The 19216-nt window shown below is 53.3% G+C and carries 15 protein-coding genes and 1 pseudogene; 5 read left to right on the forward strand and 11 right to left on the reverse strand.

Annotated features, from left to right (window positions below):
- The first annotated feature begins 151 nt into the window (after positions 1-151).
- The gene (locus L1D47_RS14560; protein ID WP_239885793.1) at positions 152-1555 is read left to right on the forward strand and encodes a DUF3300 domain-containing protein; all 1404 of its coding nucleotides are present in this window, start codon (positions 152-154) and stop codon (positions 1553-1555) included.
- Between the two features lie 233 nt (positions 1556-1788).
- On the opposite strand, the gene L1D47_RS14565 is transcribed toward L1D47_RS14560, so the two are convergent.
- Both L1D47_RS14565 and L1D47_RS14570 read right to left on the reverse strand, forming a co-directional pair.
- A complete protein-coding gene (locus L1D47_RS14565; protein ID WP_239885794.1) occupies positions 1789-2301 on the reverse strand; it encodes a YgjV family protein in 513 nt (170 codons plus the stop codon).
- Positions 2302-2415: 114 nt separating this feature from the next.
- Positions 2416-2994, reverse strand: a complete 579-nt coding sequence (locus L1D47_RS14570; protein WP_239885795.1) for a Crp/Fnr family transcriptional regulator — start codon at positions 2992-2994, stop codon at positions 2416-2418.
- Positions 2995-3162: 168 nt separating this feature from the next.
- Here L1D47_RS14570 and L1D47_RS14575 point away from each other — a divergent pair.
- Positions 3163-3512, forward strand: a pseudogene (locus L1D47_RS14575) (antibiotic biosynthesis monooxygenase).
- A gap of 61 nt (positions 3513-3573) precedes the next feature.
- On the opposite strand, the gene L1D47_RS14580 reads toward L1D47_RS14575, so the two are convergent.
- From L1D47_RS14580 to L1D47_RS14610, 7 genes are all read right to left on the reverse strand, one after another.
- Complete coding sequence (locus L1D47_RS14580) at positions 3574-4638, reverse strand: M43 family zinc metalloprotease (RefSeq protein ID WP_239885796.1); 1065 nt, start codon at positions 4636-4638, stop codon at positions 3574-3576.
- A 968-nt stretch (positions 4639-5606) separates the two neighbouring features.
- Positions 5607-6824 carry an NADH:ubiquinone reductase (Na(+)-transporting) subunit F gene (nqrF, locus tag L1D47_RS14585; protein ID WP_041509221.1) on the reverse strand — a complete coding sequence of 406 codons (1218 nt, stop codon included), beginning with the start codon at positions 6822-6824 and terminating at the stop codon, positions 5607-5609.
- Between the two features lie 41 nt (positions 6825-6865).
- Positions 6866-7474: an NADH:ubiquinone reductase (Na(+)-transporting) subunit E gene (nqrE, locus tag L1D47_RS14590; protein WP_041509220.1), complete on the reverse strand. Its 609-nt coding sequence runs from the start codon at positions 7472-7474 to the stop codon at positions 6866-6868.
- 4 nt (positions 7475-7478) lie between these two features.
- Complete coding sequence (locus L1D47_RS14595) at positions 7479-8102, reverse strand: NADH:ubiquinone reductase (Na(+)-transporting) subunit D (RefSeq protein ID WP_011866503.1); 624 nt, start codon at positions 8100-8102, stop codon at positions 7479-7481.
- A gap of 1 nt (position 8103) precedes the next feature.
- Positions 8104-8874, reverse strand: a complete 771-nt coding sequence (locus tag L1D47_RS14600; protein WP_041509218.1) for a Na(+)-translocating NADH-quinone reductase subunit C — start codon at positions 8872-8874, stop codon at positions 8104-8106.
- Positions 8875-8988: 114 nt separating this feature from the next.
- Positions 8989-10203 carry an NADH:ubiquinone reductase (Na(+)-transporting) subunit B gene (locus tag L1D47_RS14605; protein ID WP_239885797.1) on the reverse strand — a complete coding sequence of 405 codons (1215 nt, stop codon included), beginning with the start codon at positions 10201-10203 and terminating at the stop codon, positions 8989-8991.
- Complete coding sequence (locus tag L1D47_RS14610; protein WP_239885817.1) at positions 10203-11564, reverse strand: Na(+)-translocating NADH-quinone reductase subunit A; 1362 nt, start codon at positions 11562-11564, stop codon at positions 10203-10205. Before L1D47_RS14610 ends, L1D47_RS14605 begins: the two co-directional genes overlap by 1 nt.
- A 749-nt stretch (positions 11565-12313) precedes the next feature.
- Here L1D47_RS14610 and L1D47_RS14615 point away from each other — a divergent pair.
- The gene (locus tag L1D47_RS14615; protein ID WP_239885798.1) at positions 12314-13603 is read left to right on the forward strand and encodes an aminotransferase class I/II-fold pyridoxal phosphate-dependent enzyme; all 1290 of its coding nucleotides are present in this window, start codon (positions 12314-12316) and stop codon (positions 13601-13603) included.
- A 355-nt stretch (positions 13604-13958) separates the two neighbouring features.
- Positions 13959-15071, forward strand: a complete 1113-nt coding sequence (locus tag L1D47_RS14620) for an HD-GYP domain-containing protein (protein WP_239885799.1) — start codon at positions 13959-13961, stop codon at positions 15069-15071.
- A gap of 394 nt (positions 15072-15465) precedes the next feature.
- Here L1D47_RS14620 and L1D47_RS14625 read toward each other — a convergent pair whose 3' ends face one another.
- Complete coding sequence (locus L1D47_RS14625) at positions 15466-16173, reverse strand: putative porin (RefSeq protein WP_239885800.1); 708 nt, start codon at positions 16171-16173, stop codon at positions 15466-15468.
- Positions 16174-16459: 286 nt separating this feature from the next.
- A complete protein-coding gene (locus L1D47_RS14630; RefSeq protein ID WP_239885818.1) occupies positions 16460-17191 on the reverse strand; it encodes a DUF599 domain-containing protein in 732 nt (243 codons plus the stop codon).
- Between the two features lie 505 nt (positions 17192-17696).
- On the opposite strand from L1D47_RS14630, the gene L1D47_RS14635 reads away from it, so the two are divergent.
- Entirely contained in the window at positions 17697-19211 is a 1515-nt protein-coding gene (locus L1D47_RS14635; RefSeq protein ID WP_239885801.1) for a S41 family peptidase, read from the forward strand.
- Positions 19212-19216 lie beyond the last annotated feature (5 nt).

Consider the following 19216-nt stretch of genomic DNA (forward strand, 5'->3'; position numbering starts at 1 on the left):
TGATATGGTTAAACTATAGTTTCTTTTGCCATGCTTCGCCCTAAAGGCATCGTCATTGTTATTTCTTGTGCCAAATGGCTTTCAGCTAATGTTCATCTTGGGTCTTTTATTATCTGAGTAAATCCAATGACAGATAAGCCTAGGAGACGTTATGAAAAGCATCAGACAATGGACTTTGCTCCTGCTCATTGCCCTTTCACAGTCACTGCTTACCCCTTCGGTGTCGGCACTCGAACGGGCAGAAGACGCTGTTCAGGAGATCCAGTTTAGCGATGCCGAGCTGGCACAGATGCTGGCCCCTATCGCCCTGTATCCCGACAGCCTACTCACCCACATCTTGATCGCCTCCACCTATCCACTAGAGGTGGTGCAGGCCAATCGCTGGCGCAACAAACACAAGTCGTTAGCAGGCGCCGAGGCGGTTAACCGCGCGGAGAAACAGGACTGGGATCCCAGCGTTACCGCCTTGGTCGCCTTTCCCGATCTGCTGCAACGCCTGAGTGATGATCTCGAGTGGACCCAGAAGCTGGGCGACGCCTTCTTGCAAGACGAGGGCCGGGTGCTGGACGGCATTCAGCGCCTGAGACAGCAGGCCGAACGCGCCAACGCCTTCGACGAGATGGAGAATATGAAGGTGACTAAGGTCAACCGCCAAATCGTCATCGAGCCTGTACAGCGTGAGGTGATCTATGTGCCCTACTATGACACCCGAGTGGTCTACGGCCATTGGCACTGGTACAACTATCCGCCTGTATATTGGGCCTATCCGCCCCGTTACAGCCGATACTATCCGGGTCATATTTCGGGCCACTTCTATTTCAACAGTGGCATACACATTAGCTTTAACTATTTCTTCAGCGCCTTTAGCTGGCACCAGCGTCATATCGTGGTGACCCATCACCATCATACGACCCGCTACCGTCCACATAACCGAATCGTGACCAGCAGCGGCGCCCAACGTTGGCACCACAAGCCGGTGCACAGACACGGGGTGGCGTATCGCTCACCTAAGGTTAAGGCTCGCTACGACAAGTATCGCCCTAACCGCTATGACGTGAAACACCACAATAGTGTGGAGCGCTATTCCCACTCTAATAAGGCTAAGCCGAGTCAGGGTAAGCACTACAACGCGGCGCAGATCCAGGCGCGCCGCGAGCAGAACTTCCGCCACAAGCTGAGCGATGCACGCGGCCAGAATGACCGTCGTCAGGGCGGGCACAAGGCACAGACCAAGTACTACGAGAAGCGTGACAGGCTCAGCCTGAAAGACAGGGCTAACCACTCATCCAGTTCGAAAGCCAATAACAGGGCTAAAGACTGGAACAAGGATAGGAGCCATCAGCCAGTCAAGAGTCATCAACCGACTAAGAGTCATCAACCGACTAAGAGCCATCAGCGAGAAGTGAGGAGTCATCAACCGACAAAGAGCCATCAACCGGTAAAGAGCTATCAGCGTGAAAGGAGTCATCAACCGACAAAGAGCCATCAGACCAATAACGGTCGCGGCGCCTCATCTCACAACCAACAGGGCCGAACTAAGCAACGTGATAACTAAGCGTTAAGTCGCTAAGTGGCTAAGTGGCTAAGTAGCTAAGTAGCTAAGTAGCTAAGTAGCTAAGTAGCTAAGTAGCTAAGTAGCTAAGTAGCTAAGTAGCTAAGTAGCTAAGTAGCTAAGTAGGGAGCAGTTAAGTTGGGAGAGCTTGCCTACGAAAGAGCAAGCATTAAGACGGTGGCAATCACCGCCGCCATTTTTCTCGAATCAGTTCAGCAATACTCGGATCCCGCACCTTAATCTACCAACCTAGGCCGCCACGGCAAGCCATAGAAACGATAGTAGCCCACCAGATTGCTGCCGATAAACAAAAGCTCCATTAACACTGCCGTCGGCGATCCCACCAGATAATTGTTCACCAGCCAGATACAGGTCCCCACTATCATCAACTGCCTCAGCCGCTGGTCGCTTCGACAAAAGGCGGCGATGGTCTGGGTGCAGCTGCCGGCAAAACTGATAAGGCTCAAGGGGCCGGTAAAGGTAAACAGGGCTATCATGCTATTGATACTCAGAAACAGCCAGAGCAGCCACCTCGAATGGCTGAAAACCGTCACCAGATAGCGAATAGCGGCCACTAGCATCAGCCCCGCGGCGGTCCATTGTGACAGGAGGGCAAAGTGCAGGCTGATCAGTATCCCCGACAGCGCGAGACAGAGCACTATGTGGCGCTTGTGCTTGAATTGAAAAGAGAGAATGTCTGTCACTATGGCTATCGCGATCAGACACTGGGACAGGAAAAATACCGACATACACAACCTAAATTTCAGCGAGCTAAAGATGGCGGCAGTATGTCGCAGGCTGTCGATGCGGCGCATTAACTTAAGATAAGTCGGGACTATTTTCCGGCCTTTACCTCGCTAAACTCAGGCCAGCCTGGCCTTGAGCCGCGACAGGCTCACGGGCGTGATGCCGATATAGCGCGCGAGTTGTAGGTTACTCAGTCGCTCGACCCACATGGGCCTATGATTGACCAGATAGAGGTATCGCTCCTCCGGCCGTTTAAGCAGCAGGAAGCCCTCCTTCTCCTCCTTGTACAGCAGCTGCTGGCTCAGCAATGCAATCAGCACAGGTTGCCAGCTGGCCTGCTTAAGCTGCGCGAGGGAGAAGCGCACTAAAGTCGCATCTGTCGCCGCCTCAAGCTGATAGGGCGCCACATCCCCGGTCAGCAGGCTGTGGTAGAGCAGACAGAGCTCACCCTCGAAATAAAACTCTTTCGAAAACAAACCGCCGCAATCGCCATAATGCTGTGCGCCCAATATGCCATCGACGATGTAATAGCCATGCTCCTGGCAAGCCCTTTGGTGCAGCAGTATCTCTCCTCTGGGCACTCGAATGCATTTGGCTAGGCTTAGCGCCTCAGTGTATTCATCTTCCCCCAGCCCAAGCCGGCGAAGACACTCGCCAAAACTTGTCAGGGCATCTTTCACCAATCTCTGTGCCACATAGCCTCCTCGGCGCTCTGTTAAGGCAGTGATGATAACACTCCCTGACGGCCCTGAATAACCACCAGCATATCAATAAAATGCCTACTTTAAGCCGCCGCCTTTTTTAAGCTAGACTCTGAGTTCACTCGTAATTTTATTTAGTTTTTAGCCAGCGGAGAGCCACAGATGTCAACACGCGTATTTGTCATAGCCCAGTTTCGCCCCAAGGCGGGAAAGCCGCCGAACTCTTCGAGGTGCTCAAGGCGCTCGAGCCCGATTCACTTAGGGAACAGGGATGCATTCAGTACATTCTTACCCGCCAGATAGACCATCCGAGTGCCAGCCGCACCGACTATCCTATCGTCTTCAACGAGATCTGGACCGATGGCGAGAGCTGGGCGGCACATGGCCGACGCGCGCAAATTCAGCACTTCTTCGAGACTCAGGTCAGCGCTCCCGACGGCCTGGTGGATGATGCTATAGTGACCGCCTATACCGACGAGGGTTATGAGTACGACGCGCCGGTATTTGGCTGAACATAGTATTCAGCGACATAAAAAACGCAGCCTAGGCTGCGTTTTCTAAAGCTGTAACGTTTTAGTTAGCCACGCCTGTGGCCGCCAGATTTTGCGCCGACCAGAGAGTCACGCGGGCCTGACTATCTAGACCATTGACCATGCGCGCCACCTGATCCTGGGTGAAGTTGGCATATTGGTCTGAATAGGCCATAAAGTTCTGCCAGTTGATGGTCTGGCCCATGCAGTTGACTATGCCGCCATCACCTGGATTCATCTGCCAGCTGTTTTGCTGCGGGGTATCGCAGTTCTCATCCCCAGTGGTATCGCAGCGTCGCTCGAAACCGCGCTTACAACCGCCCTCGAAGGTATGGATCAGATCCAGGAAGTGGCCAAACTCATGGGTCAACACCGAGCGGAAGTTCTCATCGGTATTGCTGCCAAGATAGGCTCCGTTGTAAGTCACACGGGCCAGCCCCTCGTCAGACATAGTAGTATCTGGATACCAGGCCACCCCTGAGTTATTGGTCACGCCGTCGGCATAGAGATCGTTCTGAATGTAGACATTCATGTACTTGTAGTTGTCCCAGTGATCCCGCTTCACGTCCGAGCTGGAATAGTTACCCGCCCCGGACGACGCCGGATGATAGACGATCCCCGAAGTGGGATTGCCATCGGGATCGATACTGGCTAGGCGAAACTCGATATTCAGTGCCTGCTTCACCCCCTGGAACTCGACATCTATGTCGGCAAAGTCGGCGGTTTGTCCCTGAAAATCTTCGTTGGTCTTGTTCAGCGCATCGATGATCACCGCATCTGTCACCGTCTTACCGTTAAACTGGCTGCCGTAGACATGGAAAACTACTGGGATCACATAACTTGGGGTCGCCGACAATGCCAGCGCCGCGGGAGTATCCCCCGTCGAGGCGCTGTCGTCACCCGGTTTAGCCATGGCACGCTTACGCTCAAACAACTTGGCATGGCGGGCCTTGGCCTCGGCCTGCGCGGCAGGGAAATTACGATAATGCTGAGCGTTGATCTCCCCCGCCTTACAATGGTCGGCAGCAAATTCCGGCTGCTTGGCGTTAACGCTGGTACTGGCGGTTAACAGGGCGGCCAGGATAGATAGGGTCAATTTGTTGGTCATGTTATTCGTCACTCTTATTGTTAGTGTGTGGGTAAATCACCTTTCCCTGGCATATTCGTTTCCCTCTATTTGAATAACAACATTACCTGTCGAGATAAAATATCCTGTATACAATACACTTAAGGAAGGTGCGAATAAGTCCCGAGCTTGCTCTGCGTGTGCTTAAAGTGGATAGATGCTAGGCACAGTTTGCAGCGAATGGCCCTAGTCCTTCGCAAGAACTGTAACGCAGCAAATACCGCTGTAAGCCTCGCCCTGCGGGGCTTTGATAGCAACACCATTTCGGCGTTATTCAACTTCAGCAGGCCTCGGCATGCCCTCAGTTGAATGCCTTGAACTGTCGCTGCTATCAAAGCCAGAGCTGTGCGANTCCCGAGCTTGCTCTGCGTGTGCTTAAAGTGGATAGATGCTAGGCACAGTTTGCAGCGAATGGCCCTAGTCCTTCGCAAGAACTGTAACGCAGCAAATACCGCTGTAAGCCTCGCCCTGCGGGGCTTTGATAGCAACACCATTTCGGCGTTATTCAACTTCAGCAGGCCTCGGCATGCCCTCAGTTGAATGCCTTGAACTGTCGCTGCTATCAAAGCCAGAGCTGTGCGACGACTTGTTCGCACCTTCCTTAAATAAAATTATGAGTAAACCCAAATGTAAGTATTTTGTAAAATGCACAAGTACTCTTCTTAATCCTACTTGTGGCTTGCATAGCTAAGCGATGACTAACTAATACCAATCGTAATAAACAATTGATCATTCTAGCTTGTCAAAATGCTCGATAACTGTATTAGTATTTTTCATTGTAGAATAACTACTTATCTAAAAACCCTGCTTTGTTCTCAAGCATTTTTCCTGCGCTATTTCTGATCACATGTTTACTGTGATTGGTATAACAACTAAGCTCGTGCAATTTATTGCGACATAAAAAAACGCAGCCAATGGCTGCGTTTTGTATCTCTCAGACAGGCTGAGTATTAGTCACCGAAGTCATCCAGCAGAATATTCTCCTGCTCGACGCCCAGGCTTTCCAGCATGTTGATAACCGAGGAGTTCATGATCGGTGGGCCACACATGTAGAACTCACAATCTTCCGGCGCCTTATGGTTCTTCAGGTAGTTCTCATAGAGGACGTTATGGATAAAGCCCGTGTAGCCGTCCCAATTATCCTCGGGAAGCGGATCCGACAGCGCCACGTGCCACTCGAAGTTGTCATTCTCTGCCGCCAGCGCGTCGAACTCCTCCTGATAGAAGATCTCACGGCGTGAACGGGCACCGTACCAGAAGGTCATCTTGCGCTTGGTCTGCTCACCCTTTAGCTGATTAAAGATATGGGAGCGCATCGGCGCCATACCGGCACCACCACCGATGAACACCATCTCGGCGTCAGTCTCCTTAACGAAGAACTCACCAAATGGCCCTGAGATAGTCACCTTATCGCCAGCCTTGAGGTTAAAGATGTAGGAGGACATCTTGCCCGGTGGCAGGCCTTCAGAAGGCGGCGTGGCGATACGCACGTTCAGCATGATCACCCCTTTCTCATCCGGGTAATTAGCCATAGAGTAGGCGCGCAGCACATCTTCATTTACGCTAGAGACCAGATCGAACAGGCCATACTTTTCCCAGTCGTCACGGTACTCGGTAGGAATATCGAAGTCGCTGTATTTGACCTCGTGGGCAGGCGCCTCGATCTGAATGTAACCGCCCGCCTTGAACTTAACATCTTCCCCTTCGGGCAGCTTGAGCAGCAGCTCCTTGATGAAGGTGGCCTGGTTATCGTTGGAGATCACCTCACACTGCCACTTCTTGACGCCGAAGATCTCCTCTTCAAGCTCAAGTTCCATGTCGGTCTTCACCGCCACCTGACAGGCCAGACGACAGCCCTCTTTGGCCTCTTTCTTGTTGATATGGTCACGTTCGGTCGGCAGGATATCGCCGCCCCCCGACTTGACCTTCACCCGGCACTGACCACAGGTACCTCCGCCGCCACAGGCCGACGGAATAAAGATATCCTTGCTCGCCAGGGCGCCCAGCAGCTTATCGCCTGCCGCCGTGGTAATGCTCTTGTCATCATCATCGTTAATGCGGATGCTCACATCGCCGTTGATCACCAGCTTGCTCTTGGCGACTAAAATCACCATTACCAGCACACACACCACTATGGTGAACATGCCTATGCCTATTGCCATTTCCATCTAATAACCCTTTTCTTAATGCACTGACACTAGCACGCCACTTACAGCGAGATGCCGGAGAAAGACATAAAGCCCAATGCCATCAGGCCCGTGGTAATAAAGGTGATACCCACACCTTGCAGCCCCGCCGGAATGGCATGAAACTTCATGCGCTCACGCAGTCCTGCCAACAATACGATGGCCATCGCCCAGCCAAAGCCTGAGCCGGTCGCAAACACCACAGACTCACCCAGGGTGTAGTCACGGTTCGCCATGAAGATCACCCCGGCGAAGATGGCGCAGTTAACAGTCAGCAACGGCAGGAAGATCCCCAGGCTGTCATACAAGCTGGGAATATACTTATCCAGAAACATCTCCAGGATCTGTACCAGGGCGGCGATCACACCGATGAAGGTAATAAGCTTGAGATAGCTCAGATCCAGCTCGGGATAACCCGCCCAGGCCAATGCGCCGGGGGCCAGCACCTTGGAGTAGATCATCTGGTTTAACGGCACCGCCAGAGTCATCACCACGATAACCGCAATACCCAGACCGAATGAGGTCGACACCTTCTTCGACACGGCCAGAAAGGTACACATGCCCATGAAGAAGGAGAGCGCCATGTTGTCGATAAAGACGGCCTGAACAAATAGATTGATATAGTGTTCCATAGCCTTAACCTCGCTTACGCTGGATAACATTGATGGCCCAGATCAGTAAGCCAATCAGGAAGAATGCACTAGGCGGCAACTTAAACATCTCGTTGGCCAGGTACCAGCCATCGTTCTCCACCGTCTTTAAGATCTCGTGACCAAACAGGGTGCCGGCACCGAGCAGCTCACGCACGAAGGCGACGCTAAGCAGGATCACGCCATAGCCCATGGCATTGCCCATGGCATCTACCACCGCCAGATGCGGCGGCATCTTCATGGCAAAGGCTTCGGCGCGGCCCATGATGATACAGTTGGTGATGATCAGCCCCACAAATACCGACAGCTGACGCGACAGCTCATAGGCCACGTCCTGCAGCACCATGTCGACGATGATCACCAATGAGGCGATAACAGTCATCTGGGCGATGATGCGCACGCTGTTAGGAATAAAGTTGCGAATGCTGGAGATGATCAGGTTGGAGAAGACCAACACGAAGGTCACCGCCAGTGTCATCACCAGCGCGGTCTGCATCGAGTTGCTGACCGCCAGCGCCGAACAGACCCCAAGCACCTGCATGGCCACAGGGTTATTGGCGAAAATCGGGCCGGTTAGAATGTCCCGGGTCGCCGTCATACTCTTACTCATCTTAAACCTCCGACGCTTTTAGCTTGTGAAGGAAGGTCTGATAACCTTCGACCCCGAACCAGAACTGCATGGCACGCTGTACGCCGCGTCCCGTCATGGTCGCGCCGCTCACCGCGTCGACGCCATGGAGATCGCCCGCCTTAGCACCGCCCTTGACCACCTTGAAGGAGACCTGCCCCTTGTCGTCAAACAGCTGCTTGCCCTTGAGCTTGTCAGTCCAGGCCGTATCGTCGAGGAAGTCGCCGATGCCAGGTGTCTCACCATGCTCGTAGAAGACCACGTTTTCTATGGTGTTCAGGTCTGGCTTGAGCGCCACATAGCCATAGATAATCGACCACAACCCCTTGCCGTAGATAGGCAGCACCACGGCGTGCAGCTCACCCTTGTCGTCAAACACCTTGAAGACGCGGGCCTGGTTGGCGCGTGTCTTAATCTTGGCGATATCCTTCTTAGGCTTGCTCGAGGTCTGAGGATTGATGGCCGCCATGCGGTCGTCGAAATCCAGCACGTTCGCCTCGGTATCTATGGCGCCGCTGTCCAGCTCCACCAGCAGAGGCTTCACCGACTGCTCGAAGATGGCACGAAAATCTTTGTCGCCACTGATATCGATGTCGGCGGCCAGCAGGACGTTACGCTTAAGCTCGTCGCGCTTTTTCACCAACTTACGTTCTTTGAGTACCTCGGCGGTTCCCGTGATCATGAAAGAACAAGAGAGGCAGAGGACGAGTGTGAAGATCATGGTCCCCACAACGGTATCTTTCTTAAATGCCATTAGCGTTGCTTCTCCATAGTGGCGCCCGGAGCGCGGCTGGAACGACGAAACAAAAAGGATGCGAAAATCGATGACCACAGGTTAGCGGTCTGGATCCTTAACATATGTTCTGACTTATAAGGCATTGCGTTTCAGCCTCCGCTTCATGTTGCTGCGTGCCACCAGGTAATCGAAGATAGGCGCCCACAGATTGGCAAACAGAATCGCCAGCATGATCCCCTCAGGCATCTTAAGGTTCAGTACGCGAATCAGCACTGTCATGAAACCGATCAGCGCGCCATAGGCAAACTTGCCCTGGCGGGTATAGGCGGTCGTCACGGGATCGGTTGCCATAAACATCATCCCCAGGGCGAAGCCGCCACTGACCAGATGCCAGGTCCAAGGCATGGCAAACATATCGTTCTTGGCCGAACCGATAAGGTTGAACATCACGGCGGTCGCCACCATACCGGCCATCACACCGGCCACTACGCGCCAGTCGGCCAGACGGGTCAGTAGCAGGAACAGGCCGCCGATAAGAATTGCCAGGGTGCTGGTTTCGGCGATAGAACCCACGGTGAAGCCGAAGAAGGCATCCCACCACAGTGGGTCGCTGAAGGCCTGGTACCAGGTGTAGCCCTCAAAGCTCATCTTGCCTGCCGCGGTCTGCAGCAGGGTTGTCGCGCCAGAGAAGCCATCGACCGCCACAAACTGGGCAATCTGCGCCACCTCTGTCGGGTAGGCAAAGTAGATAAAGGCGTAACCGGCCAGCGCAGGGTTGAGGAAGTTATACCCCATGCCGCCAAACACCTCTTTGGCCATGATGACCCCGAAGGTGATACCCAGCGCCACAATCCACAGCGGGGTCGATACCGGCAGGATCAGGGTAAACAGCAGGGCGGTCACGAAGAAGCCTTCATGCAGCTCCTGGCGACGAACCTTGGCAAACACCATCTCCCAAAACAGGCTCACCAACAGCGCGGTGAGATAGATAGGCAGGTAGAAACTCAGGCCATAACCAAACAGCCCGAAGAAGCCGCTCTGCTCGCTCAGCCCACCTGTGATGGCGTTAAATGCCAGTAGCTGCCAACGATCCGGCGTGGTTAAGCCCGAAGCCAGCGCAAGCTGCGCCTGCAGACCCAGGTTATAGATGCCGAACAAGATGGCAGGCAACAGACACAGACCCACCAGAGTCATGGTGCGTTTTACATCGATCGCATCGCGAACATGCACCTTGCCTTTGGTGCTGCGGCCATGGGCATATAGCAGCGAGCGCAGGAAGCTACGCATCGACGAGCCGTGAGCATAATAATCCTCTTGCACATCTGGCTTATTGTCTTGCTTACTCATTAACCTTCCCTCTCAATAATATCTAGGCAGATGCGAAGTTCACGTCCGAAGTCATACTTGCCCGGACAGACAAAAGTACACAGGGCCAGATCTTCTTCATCCAGCTCTAACGCGCCAAGGGCCTGGGCTTCATCGGTATCGCGCACCACCAGATCCCTGACTAACAGGGTTGGCAGTATGTCCAGCGGCATCACGCGATCCAGCTGACCGAAGGCCATCATGGCGCGGTGTGAACCACCGGCATGTGTAGTCAAATCAAACAGGCGCTTAGTCGCCTTAAAGCGTGAGGTCACGGCGCGGGTAATAGAGAACTTGTCGCCGCCGCCACGCACCCAAGGCAGGAGCTGATGCTTGGCATCTTCGGCGAGCACAGAGATCTGCTGATGGAAACGTCCCAGGTAGTCGTGTACACCAAAAGCGGTATGACCCGCCAGCACAGACCCGGAAACCACACGGTTGCTGCCAGGCTTAATCTCACCTTCGATCAGCGTGCTAAGCTGGGCGCCCAGTTGCGTACGCAGCAGTCTTGGGTTGACCGCCGTCGGGCCGCCAAAGGCCACCACGCGATCTGTATAGAGCTCGCCGGTCATAAACAGCTTGCCGTAGGCGATCACATCCTGATAGCCAAGGTGCCACACGGGTCGATCTAGGCTCGCTGGGGAGATGAAGTGAATATGGGTGCCCACCAGGCCAGCAGGATGCACGCCGGCAAAACGATGACTCTCGACACGCGCGAGGTCGGCGCCAGGCAATGCCTCGCCGGCATCGTGACACAGATGGATCTTGCCAGGCGTCAGATAGGCCAGCACCTCGAGTCCGGCGGCAAAGGCCTCGCCCTGCTCGGCGATGATCACCCGCGGATCGGCAGCCAGTGGGTTGGTGTCCATGGCGTTGACGAAGATGGCGGCAGGTTCGGTGTCGAGCAGCGGCACGCGAGAGAAGGGGCGAGTACGCAGCGCGGTCCACAGGCCACTCTCAACCAGGTTTTGCTGCACGGCTTCACGGCTCAGGCGGCTCAGATCCGAATAGGCCTGGAAGGTGATCTGCTCATCGCCCTCCACCTGGATCACCACAGACTGCAACACACGGCGTTCGCCGCGGTTGATCTCGACGACAACACCGCTGGCTGGCGCGGTAAAGCGCACACCCGGTGCCTTCTTGTCTTCGAACAGGGTCTGGCCCTTCTTCACCCGATCGCCGACCTCCACCAAGAGGGTGGGCTTCAGGCCAACATACTCTTCACCCAGGAGTGCCACCTTTGCAGGACGAGCGCAGCAATCTATCTCTTGCCTCGGCTCGCCGGCGATAGGCACATCTAGGCCCTTCTTTATCGTCTTAATCTTGTCTGGAAAACCTGCCATCGCAAACATCAACCGTTACTAAATTGGGATGCCCCATGGTAAAAGTTTGTTAACTTAGATTCCGATATTGAGGTCACATTCCGACACCAGCTTGTAACTTAGCAACAGTTTTTCCGCCAAATTTGTGATCCTGATCGGCAGTGAATCCTGAGAACTGTTAACAATGTAGTTTTATAACAATAAAACAGGTAAAGGGGATACTGCTTATTTAGCCGGGGCTAAAACATTCAATTTGGGACAAAAATTGTGCGAAATGCCTAGGGCCTGTTGACCTTTTGAGAACAATTTTTGTTCTAATTGGGCACGTTCAAATCGCGGCATGAGGCTTGAAGTATAGTTATTCTATATAAAAGCCTAGTAACAAAGCGTTGAACGTGCTCAAGACGAACCCTGCGGGCAGCGTCTGTATCATTTTTCTACTGCGTTATCGCTCATTGATGTAGCACACCACATTACAATCGCTCTGCCTTGTATAAAAGCGATACAGAATGCTGCAAAAATGAACGCGAAAGATAAACAGGCCCTAGCTTCACCCTGGCCCATTTACCCCCCTCTTGCCCCTGAGGGATCGACGCGTGAAAAAAGAAGCAAAAGGGGCAATTTAGGTGAGAATCGACCGCCGAGCTCCCTTAGTTGAATCAAACAGTAAACAAATCATCCCATCATAAAAAGCTTTAGACATCTAGAAGGCCAAGTGCTATGGTCATTTTTCGAACACAGGTTTTCAGTTAAGCGATAGGATGAATTAGATGAAACTCGAATCTTTAGCCCTACATCATGGATATGACTCGGAAGCAACCACCAAGGCGGCGGCCGTCCCCATTTATCAGACCACCTCTTATACGTTTGACGATACCCAACACGGTGCCGACCTGTTTGATCTTAAGGTGCCGGGCAACATCTACACCCGCATCATGAACCCCACCACAGATGTGCTCGAGCAGCGCCTGGCCGCCATCGAAGGCGGTATCGGCGCCCTGGCCCTGGCCTCTGGCATGGCCGCCATCACCTATGCCATTCAGGCACTGACACAAGTGGGCGACAATATTGTCAGCACCAGTCAGCTCTATGGCGGCACCTATAACCTGTTTGCCCATACCCTGCCACGCCAGGGAGTCGAGGTACGCATGGCAGCCTTCGACGACTTCGAAGGCTTGGAAGCCCATATCGATGATAAGACCAAGGCGCTGTTTTGTGAGTCAATCGGCAACCCGGCGGGCAATATCGTCGACATCGCGCGCCTGGCCGAGCTGGCCCATAGACACGGCGTGCCCCTCATTGTGGACAATACTGTGGCCACCCCGGTACTCTGTCGCCCCTTCGAGCATGGCGCCGATATCGTGATTCACTCGCTGACTAAATATATTGGCGGTCACGGCACCACCATAGGCGGGGTGATCATCGACTCGGGTAAGTTCGACTGGGCCGCCCAGCCTGAGCGTTTCGCCCTGCTTAACGAGCCCGACCCCTCATACCATGGGGTGGTCTATACCCAGGCCTTCGGTCCGGCGGCCTTTATTGGTCGCTGCCGTGTGGTGCCGCTGCGTAATACCGGCGCCGCCCTATCGCCTCAGAGTGCCTTCCTGCTGTTACAGGGCCTAGAGACCCTGGCCCTGCGCATGGAGCGTCACTGCGACAACGCCCTCGCCCTGGCCAAATTTCTTGAACAAGACCCCAGGGTCAGCTGGGTCAACTATGGCGCGCTGGACAACAGTCCCTATCGCGATAACTGCGAGAAGATCACCTCCGGCAAGGCCTCGGGCATCATCAGCTTTGGCATCAAGGCAGAAGATAGCGAGGCCGCCAAGGCCGCCGGTGGACGCTTTATCGACGCCCTGCAGATGATCTTGCGCCTGGTGAATATTGGCGATGCCAAATCCTTGGCCTGCCATCCGGCGACCACCACCCACAGACAGCTCAACGGCGAAGAGCTGGCCAAGGCCGGGGTATCTGAAGATCTGATCCGCATCTCGGTCGGTATCGAGCATATCGACGATATTATTGCAGATGTCTCCCAGGCACTGGATAAGGCCATCTAACGCTAGACAGTCCGCAGCGCTGACTCAAAAAGCAGTGCCAGATGTCAGATGTCAGGTGTTAGGTGTTAGGTGTTAGGTGTTAGGTGTTAGGTGTTAGGTGTCAGACACCTGATAACCAGCAACCAATACCAAGCCCGAATACCGCGCCTCTTAGGCCAGCTATTCGGGTTTTGTTTTTGGGGCTGTTTTAGGTTTTGGGTTTAAGTTTGTGTTTGAGTCAGCTAGTTTGATTAAGGTCATGGTTTGGGCGTTTATTGCCTAAGACCTTGGTATAGTGCAGCCTCTGGCAAAGTGTTGACTATAATGAGGATTAGCGATTTGCGCGCCAACAGGCAACAGGCCAAGGGAGCGGCACATGTACTACACCTCGACGGACCTTAACCAACACACCTCTATCATGAGCAAGCTGGCACACCTTCACGCCACCACCCAGGCCAAGCTGCCACAGATCACCCGTATCGCCGTCGCCCTGTACGATCAGGACTGTGACATAGTGCGTACCTTCATCTACAGCGGTAAGCCCTCTCCCCTCAACCATTACCAGGCTAATCTCAGCCAGTGCCACTCCCTGTTACAGGTAGCCCGCACCAGGGAGGCGAGGATCGTTCAAGATCTCGGCATCTATCGAGACAGCCAGCACGAACACGCCGTTAAGATCTATGAGGCAGGCTATCGCAGCAGCTATACCCTGCCCCTGCTTTCGGGCAATACTCTGCTGGGCTTTATCTTCTTTAACGGCGACGATAAAGAGGTGCTGGACAAGCGCTGCGTCGAGCATCTGGATCTCATCGGCAACCTGCTGGCCCTGATGGTGATCAACGAGCTGAGCGAGGTGAACACCCTGGCCTCGACCATGAAGACAGCCATAGATGTCACCCATTTTCGCGACCCAGAGACCGCCGGCCACCTGAGTCGTATGGCGCACTACTCACGCCTGATCGCCCAGCGTCTGGCGGATGAGAGAGGCTTAAACGATCACTTTATCGAACATATCTTCATGTTTGCCCCCCTGCACGATATCGGCAAGATCACAGTGCCCGACGAGATCTTGTTTAAGCGGGGCGCGCTCACCTTAGATGAGCGCGCCGAGATGCAGAAACACTGTGAATCGGGCCGGGATCTCATCGATAAATTACTCTGCAACTACCGCCTGAGTAACCTGGACCATACCCAGATGCTGCGTAATATCGTGCTCTATCACCACGAGGCGATAGATGGCTCAGGCTACCCCACCAGCCTAAGGGGCGACGAGGTGCCTATCGAGGCGAGAATCGTAGCGGTGGCCGATGTATTTGATGCCCTCACCAGTGAGCGCCCCTATAAATCCGCCTGGACCAATAGCGATGCCTTTGCCGAACTCGAACGCCTATCGGGCAGCAAGCTGGACGCCGATTGTGTCGCCGCGCTCCATCAGGCGCTGCCCGAGGTGCTCAAGATACAGAGTACCTTCGACTCTACCGAGTTCTAGAAGCCGAGGCGCTAAAGCGAAGTAGATGATAGTGAGACGGGAATAGACTCGGAGCATTAAAGCAAGGGAAAGCTAAGGAAGGTGCGAATAAGTCCCGTGCTTGCTCTGCGTGTGCTTAAAGTGGATAGATGCTAGGCACAGTTTGCAGCGAATGGCCCTAGTCCTTCGCAAGAACTGTAACGCAGCAAATACCGCTGTAAGCCTCGCCCTGCGGGGCTTTGATAGCAACACCATTTCGGCGTTATTCAACTTCAGCAGGCCTCGGCATGCCCTCAGTTGAATGCCTTGAACTGTCGCTGCTATCAAAGCCAGAGCTGTCTTCCCCTTTAGAGGAAAGCAAAGGCCCACCAAGCCAGGGCGCTGGCAGGCCTTAAACGCTAGCAAGAGGCGGTTGTTAGAAACGACCCACTACGCCAAGACCAATGTTCACGCCGTCGAAGTCTGAATCCAACACGCGTGCCACTTGGAAGTTGGCCGAGAAGTTGTCTGAAATACGCAGCCAGTAAGCGGTTCTCACATCGAACGCATCATCATCGTCGGTGTTGGTGTAACCCAGACCCACAGACCAGGCATTGTTCACATACCAGTCGGTGCCCAGGTTGATCATGTCGTCATCGTCACCATGAGTCCAGCTAGCCTGCAGATCCACACCGGCAGTCGACTGCAATGCGATATAGCTGCGCACTTTCACACCATAGGTCTCTTCAATACCTTCATCGCCATCGTTATAGAAGGCTGAAACGGCAGAAGAATCGTTGAAGTAGTAACCCACTTCCGCGCCATAGGTGTCAAAATCAAAATGTGCGTAGTCGTGCTTTTGATAGTTCACACCAACAAACCACTTAGAGGCAAATACATAAGTACCGTCGATACCGTAAGAATCCAGGTCGGCATCATCGAAGTTGCTGTAATGAGCACCCAGGTTAGAGCTCTGCGCCAGGAAGCCGTTTAGGGCATATGGGCTGCTGCTCTGATCCACAGGCGTGACATAGTAGCGGTAGTTCGCATTCCAGATACCATCGCCAAACTCTTCAGAGTTAGAGTAGTAGTTCAGGCCGGCTTCGTGTTGAAAGGCGTTATCCTGCGCAGCGATGGCGCTCATGCTGCTAAGACCAAGAAGAATGGCAACGGCTGTTACTGATTTTTCATCAATGTATTCCCTTATATTTATGAAGCTAGGAGAATAAAAGACAAAAAATAGAAAGGTGCTTTACACAATCCATTGTAATTTTCTGATATTTATACAAATAAATATCCTGCGCTCTCCTAGCGGCGCTAACGATACGCCATAGTTTAGGAAAAGCGCAATACAAACTTCATAAAAGCCCAGCGAAAATACATTCACCAAAACTTTAAGCTACACACAGGCAACAATTAAAACCTAAAGGCTACAATCTGCCTTGTGCCGTTTTCGCCTGCTCACGCTCATCGAGGAGCAACATCCCCTGGGTGATCGCCTGCACCGCCCGCGACTTAAATTCGCGCCGATACAGGGTATAGACCACGACCAGGCTAGAGACGATAAACAGCAGCGGATGGAAGAACCAGCCAAGCACGGCCATCGAGAAATAGTAGGAACGCAGGCCATAGTTGTAGGCGTGGGCCGCCCTATCCTGCACTATCGCCATCTGCAGCGCATAGGCCTTTAGCTGCTCATCACCACCGCTTTTGTCAACCGGCGTCGCACCCACCATGACATTGAGAAAACCATACTGGCGCATGGACCAAGTAAACTGAAAAAACGCCATGACGAAGATTAACGTCAGTATGCCGAGCTTCAACTGAATCAACATATGAATCGGCGGTGCCGTCATGGGGATAGAGGCGATCACTGCCTCCAGCCTTTCGACCTGGGCAAACAGGGTCAAGACACCGGCGAGCACCAACATGGTAGTGCTGGCAAAGAAGGTAATATTACGCTCCAGGTTGGCCAGCAGCGCCGCCTCGGCCACTCTTACCTCGCGGCCCAGCAGTTGATACATCCAGTGAATTCTGTGCTGATGCAGACAACGGGCGATACAGTTGGTGTTCTTGGCCTTCTTGCGGGCGAAGCGGGCGTAACCTATCCAGCAGCTAAAGAAACAGGTCACGGCGATAAGGTCGAGCAGATAATCATTCATCATAGATTCAACTTGTTAACAAGGGTCTGTTTATCTTTCAGGTTTAATTTTTGTTCAATATAAACGCGTTTTGCTCAAGGCGCGTGCTGTGTCGCATAGTTATTCTATGCAAATGGCACGCAACAAGGAGCAGAGCGTGTTTAGGTGAACCCTTCGGGCTGCTTTTGTAGGTCATTTCTACGGCGTTATCACCCACTCATGTAGAATAACTACACTACACGGGCTCTGCCTTGTATAAATTGCCTACAAAATGCTGCAAAAACAAACAGGAAAGGTCAATACTGCTAAGGCTCATTTAATCATAGCCCATTGATATTGCAACTCGATTTCCACTGCGCTGCGCACCTATCCCGTGTAATTTTTGTGCAATCATTCTTAGGCTATACCTGCATACAATTCTTAGCTAAGATGGTCAATAAATTGTTACCTCCATGTACAACCACGTGAGACCCGTTAACAATTGCACCCCACCAAAATACAAGAGTTTAATAATAAAGGATTATTTATGAAGTCAATCTCAAATACTCTGATAACAAGTCTGATTGCATCTGGCCTCTTGCTCACAGGCTGTGGCGGCACGGTGAAGTGGGTCGAGGGAGAATTTATCCCCTATGCACAACTGGCCAACCAATGCGATGCGGGTCTCAAGGAAAAACTCTGGTTACGCTCATGGAGCAACGACACCTATCTGTGGTACAGCGAGATCATCGACAGGGATCCGGCCCCTTACCAGGTCCTGGAATATTTCGATCTCCTGAAAACCGAAAACCTGTCCGCCTCGGGCAAGCCGAAAGACCAGTTTCACTTCTCTATGCCCACCAGCGAATGGGAGCAGCTCAACCAATCGGGCGCGTCCGTGGGTTATGGCATGAGTTTCTATCTGCAGCAGGCCAGTGGCACAACAGACAGGAAGGTCACCGTCGCCTACACTGAGCCCAATTCTCCCGCGACCAACGCCAATATCGCCCGTGGTGCTGTCGTCGTCAGTATCGATGGCGTGAGCGTGAAAGATGCCAGCGACAGTGCCTCAATAGACATTCTCAACAAGGGCCTGTTCCCCGAGGACGCAGGTCAACAGACCCGCTTCACCCTTCAAGATCTCGGCGCCAGCCAGACGCGCGATGTGGTGCTGACGGCGCAAACCGTGGTCTCGACACCAGTGCAAAATACCAAGGTACTCTCTACCCCATCGGGCACCATAGGCTACATGCAGTTCAACGCTCATATTGCCACCGCTGAGCGCGGCCTATTCGATGCCATTAACACACTGGCCAATGCCAAGGTCGACGACCTGGTGTTAGACCTGCGCTACAACGGCGGCGGCTTACTGGCCATGGCCAGCCAGCTGGGCTACATGATTGCCGGTGAGCAGGCGACAAAAGATCGTATCTTCGAGCAAGTAACCTTCAATGACAAATATCCCACCAAGAATCCTGTCACGGGTGAAACCTTAACCCCTAGCCCTTTCTACGATAAGACCTTCGGCTTTAACCCCAGCCTCTTGTCGAGCGGACAGAGCCTACCCAGCCTCAACCTCTCCCGGGTATATGTACTCACTACCAACAGAACCTGCTCCGCCAGTGAGTCGCTGATCAACAGTCTGCGTGGCATAGATGTCGAGGTGATTCAGATTGGCGGTACTACCTGTGGTAAGCCCTATGGCTTCTACCCGACCCCCAACTGCGGCAATACATACTTTAGCATTCAGTTTAAGGGGGAAAACGACAAGGGCTTCGGCAACTATTCAGATGGTTTCATCCCCAGCAGCAGCCCGACGCTGCAAAGCGAAGTGCCTGGCTGTGACATAGCAGATGACTTTAGCCACGCCCTGGGCGATAAAGAGGAGAGCCAGCTAGCTGCGGCGCTCTACTACCGTGACAACAATAGCTGTCCTACCCAGGTAGCAAAAGCGTCCCGTACCCAGGCGAAACCTCAGTTTATCGATGTCGGTTATATGCTGGAAGATACCCGCAATCAAAATATTCTACTCAATAACCGTATCCTGACTCAGCCTAAGTAGGAATT

Source organism: Shewanella sp. Isolate7, assembly GCF_022398425.1.
Classification (GTDB): Bacteria; Pseudomonadota; Gammaproteobacteria; order Enterobacterales; family Shewanellaceae; genus Shewanella.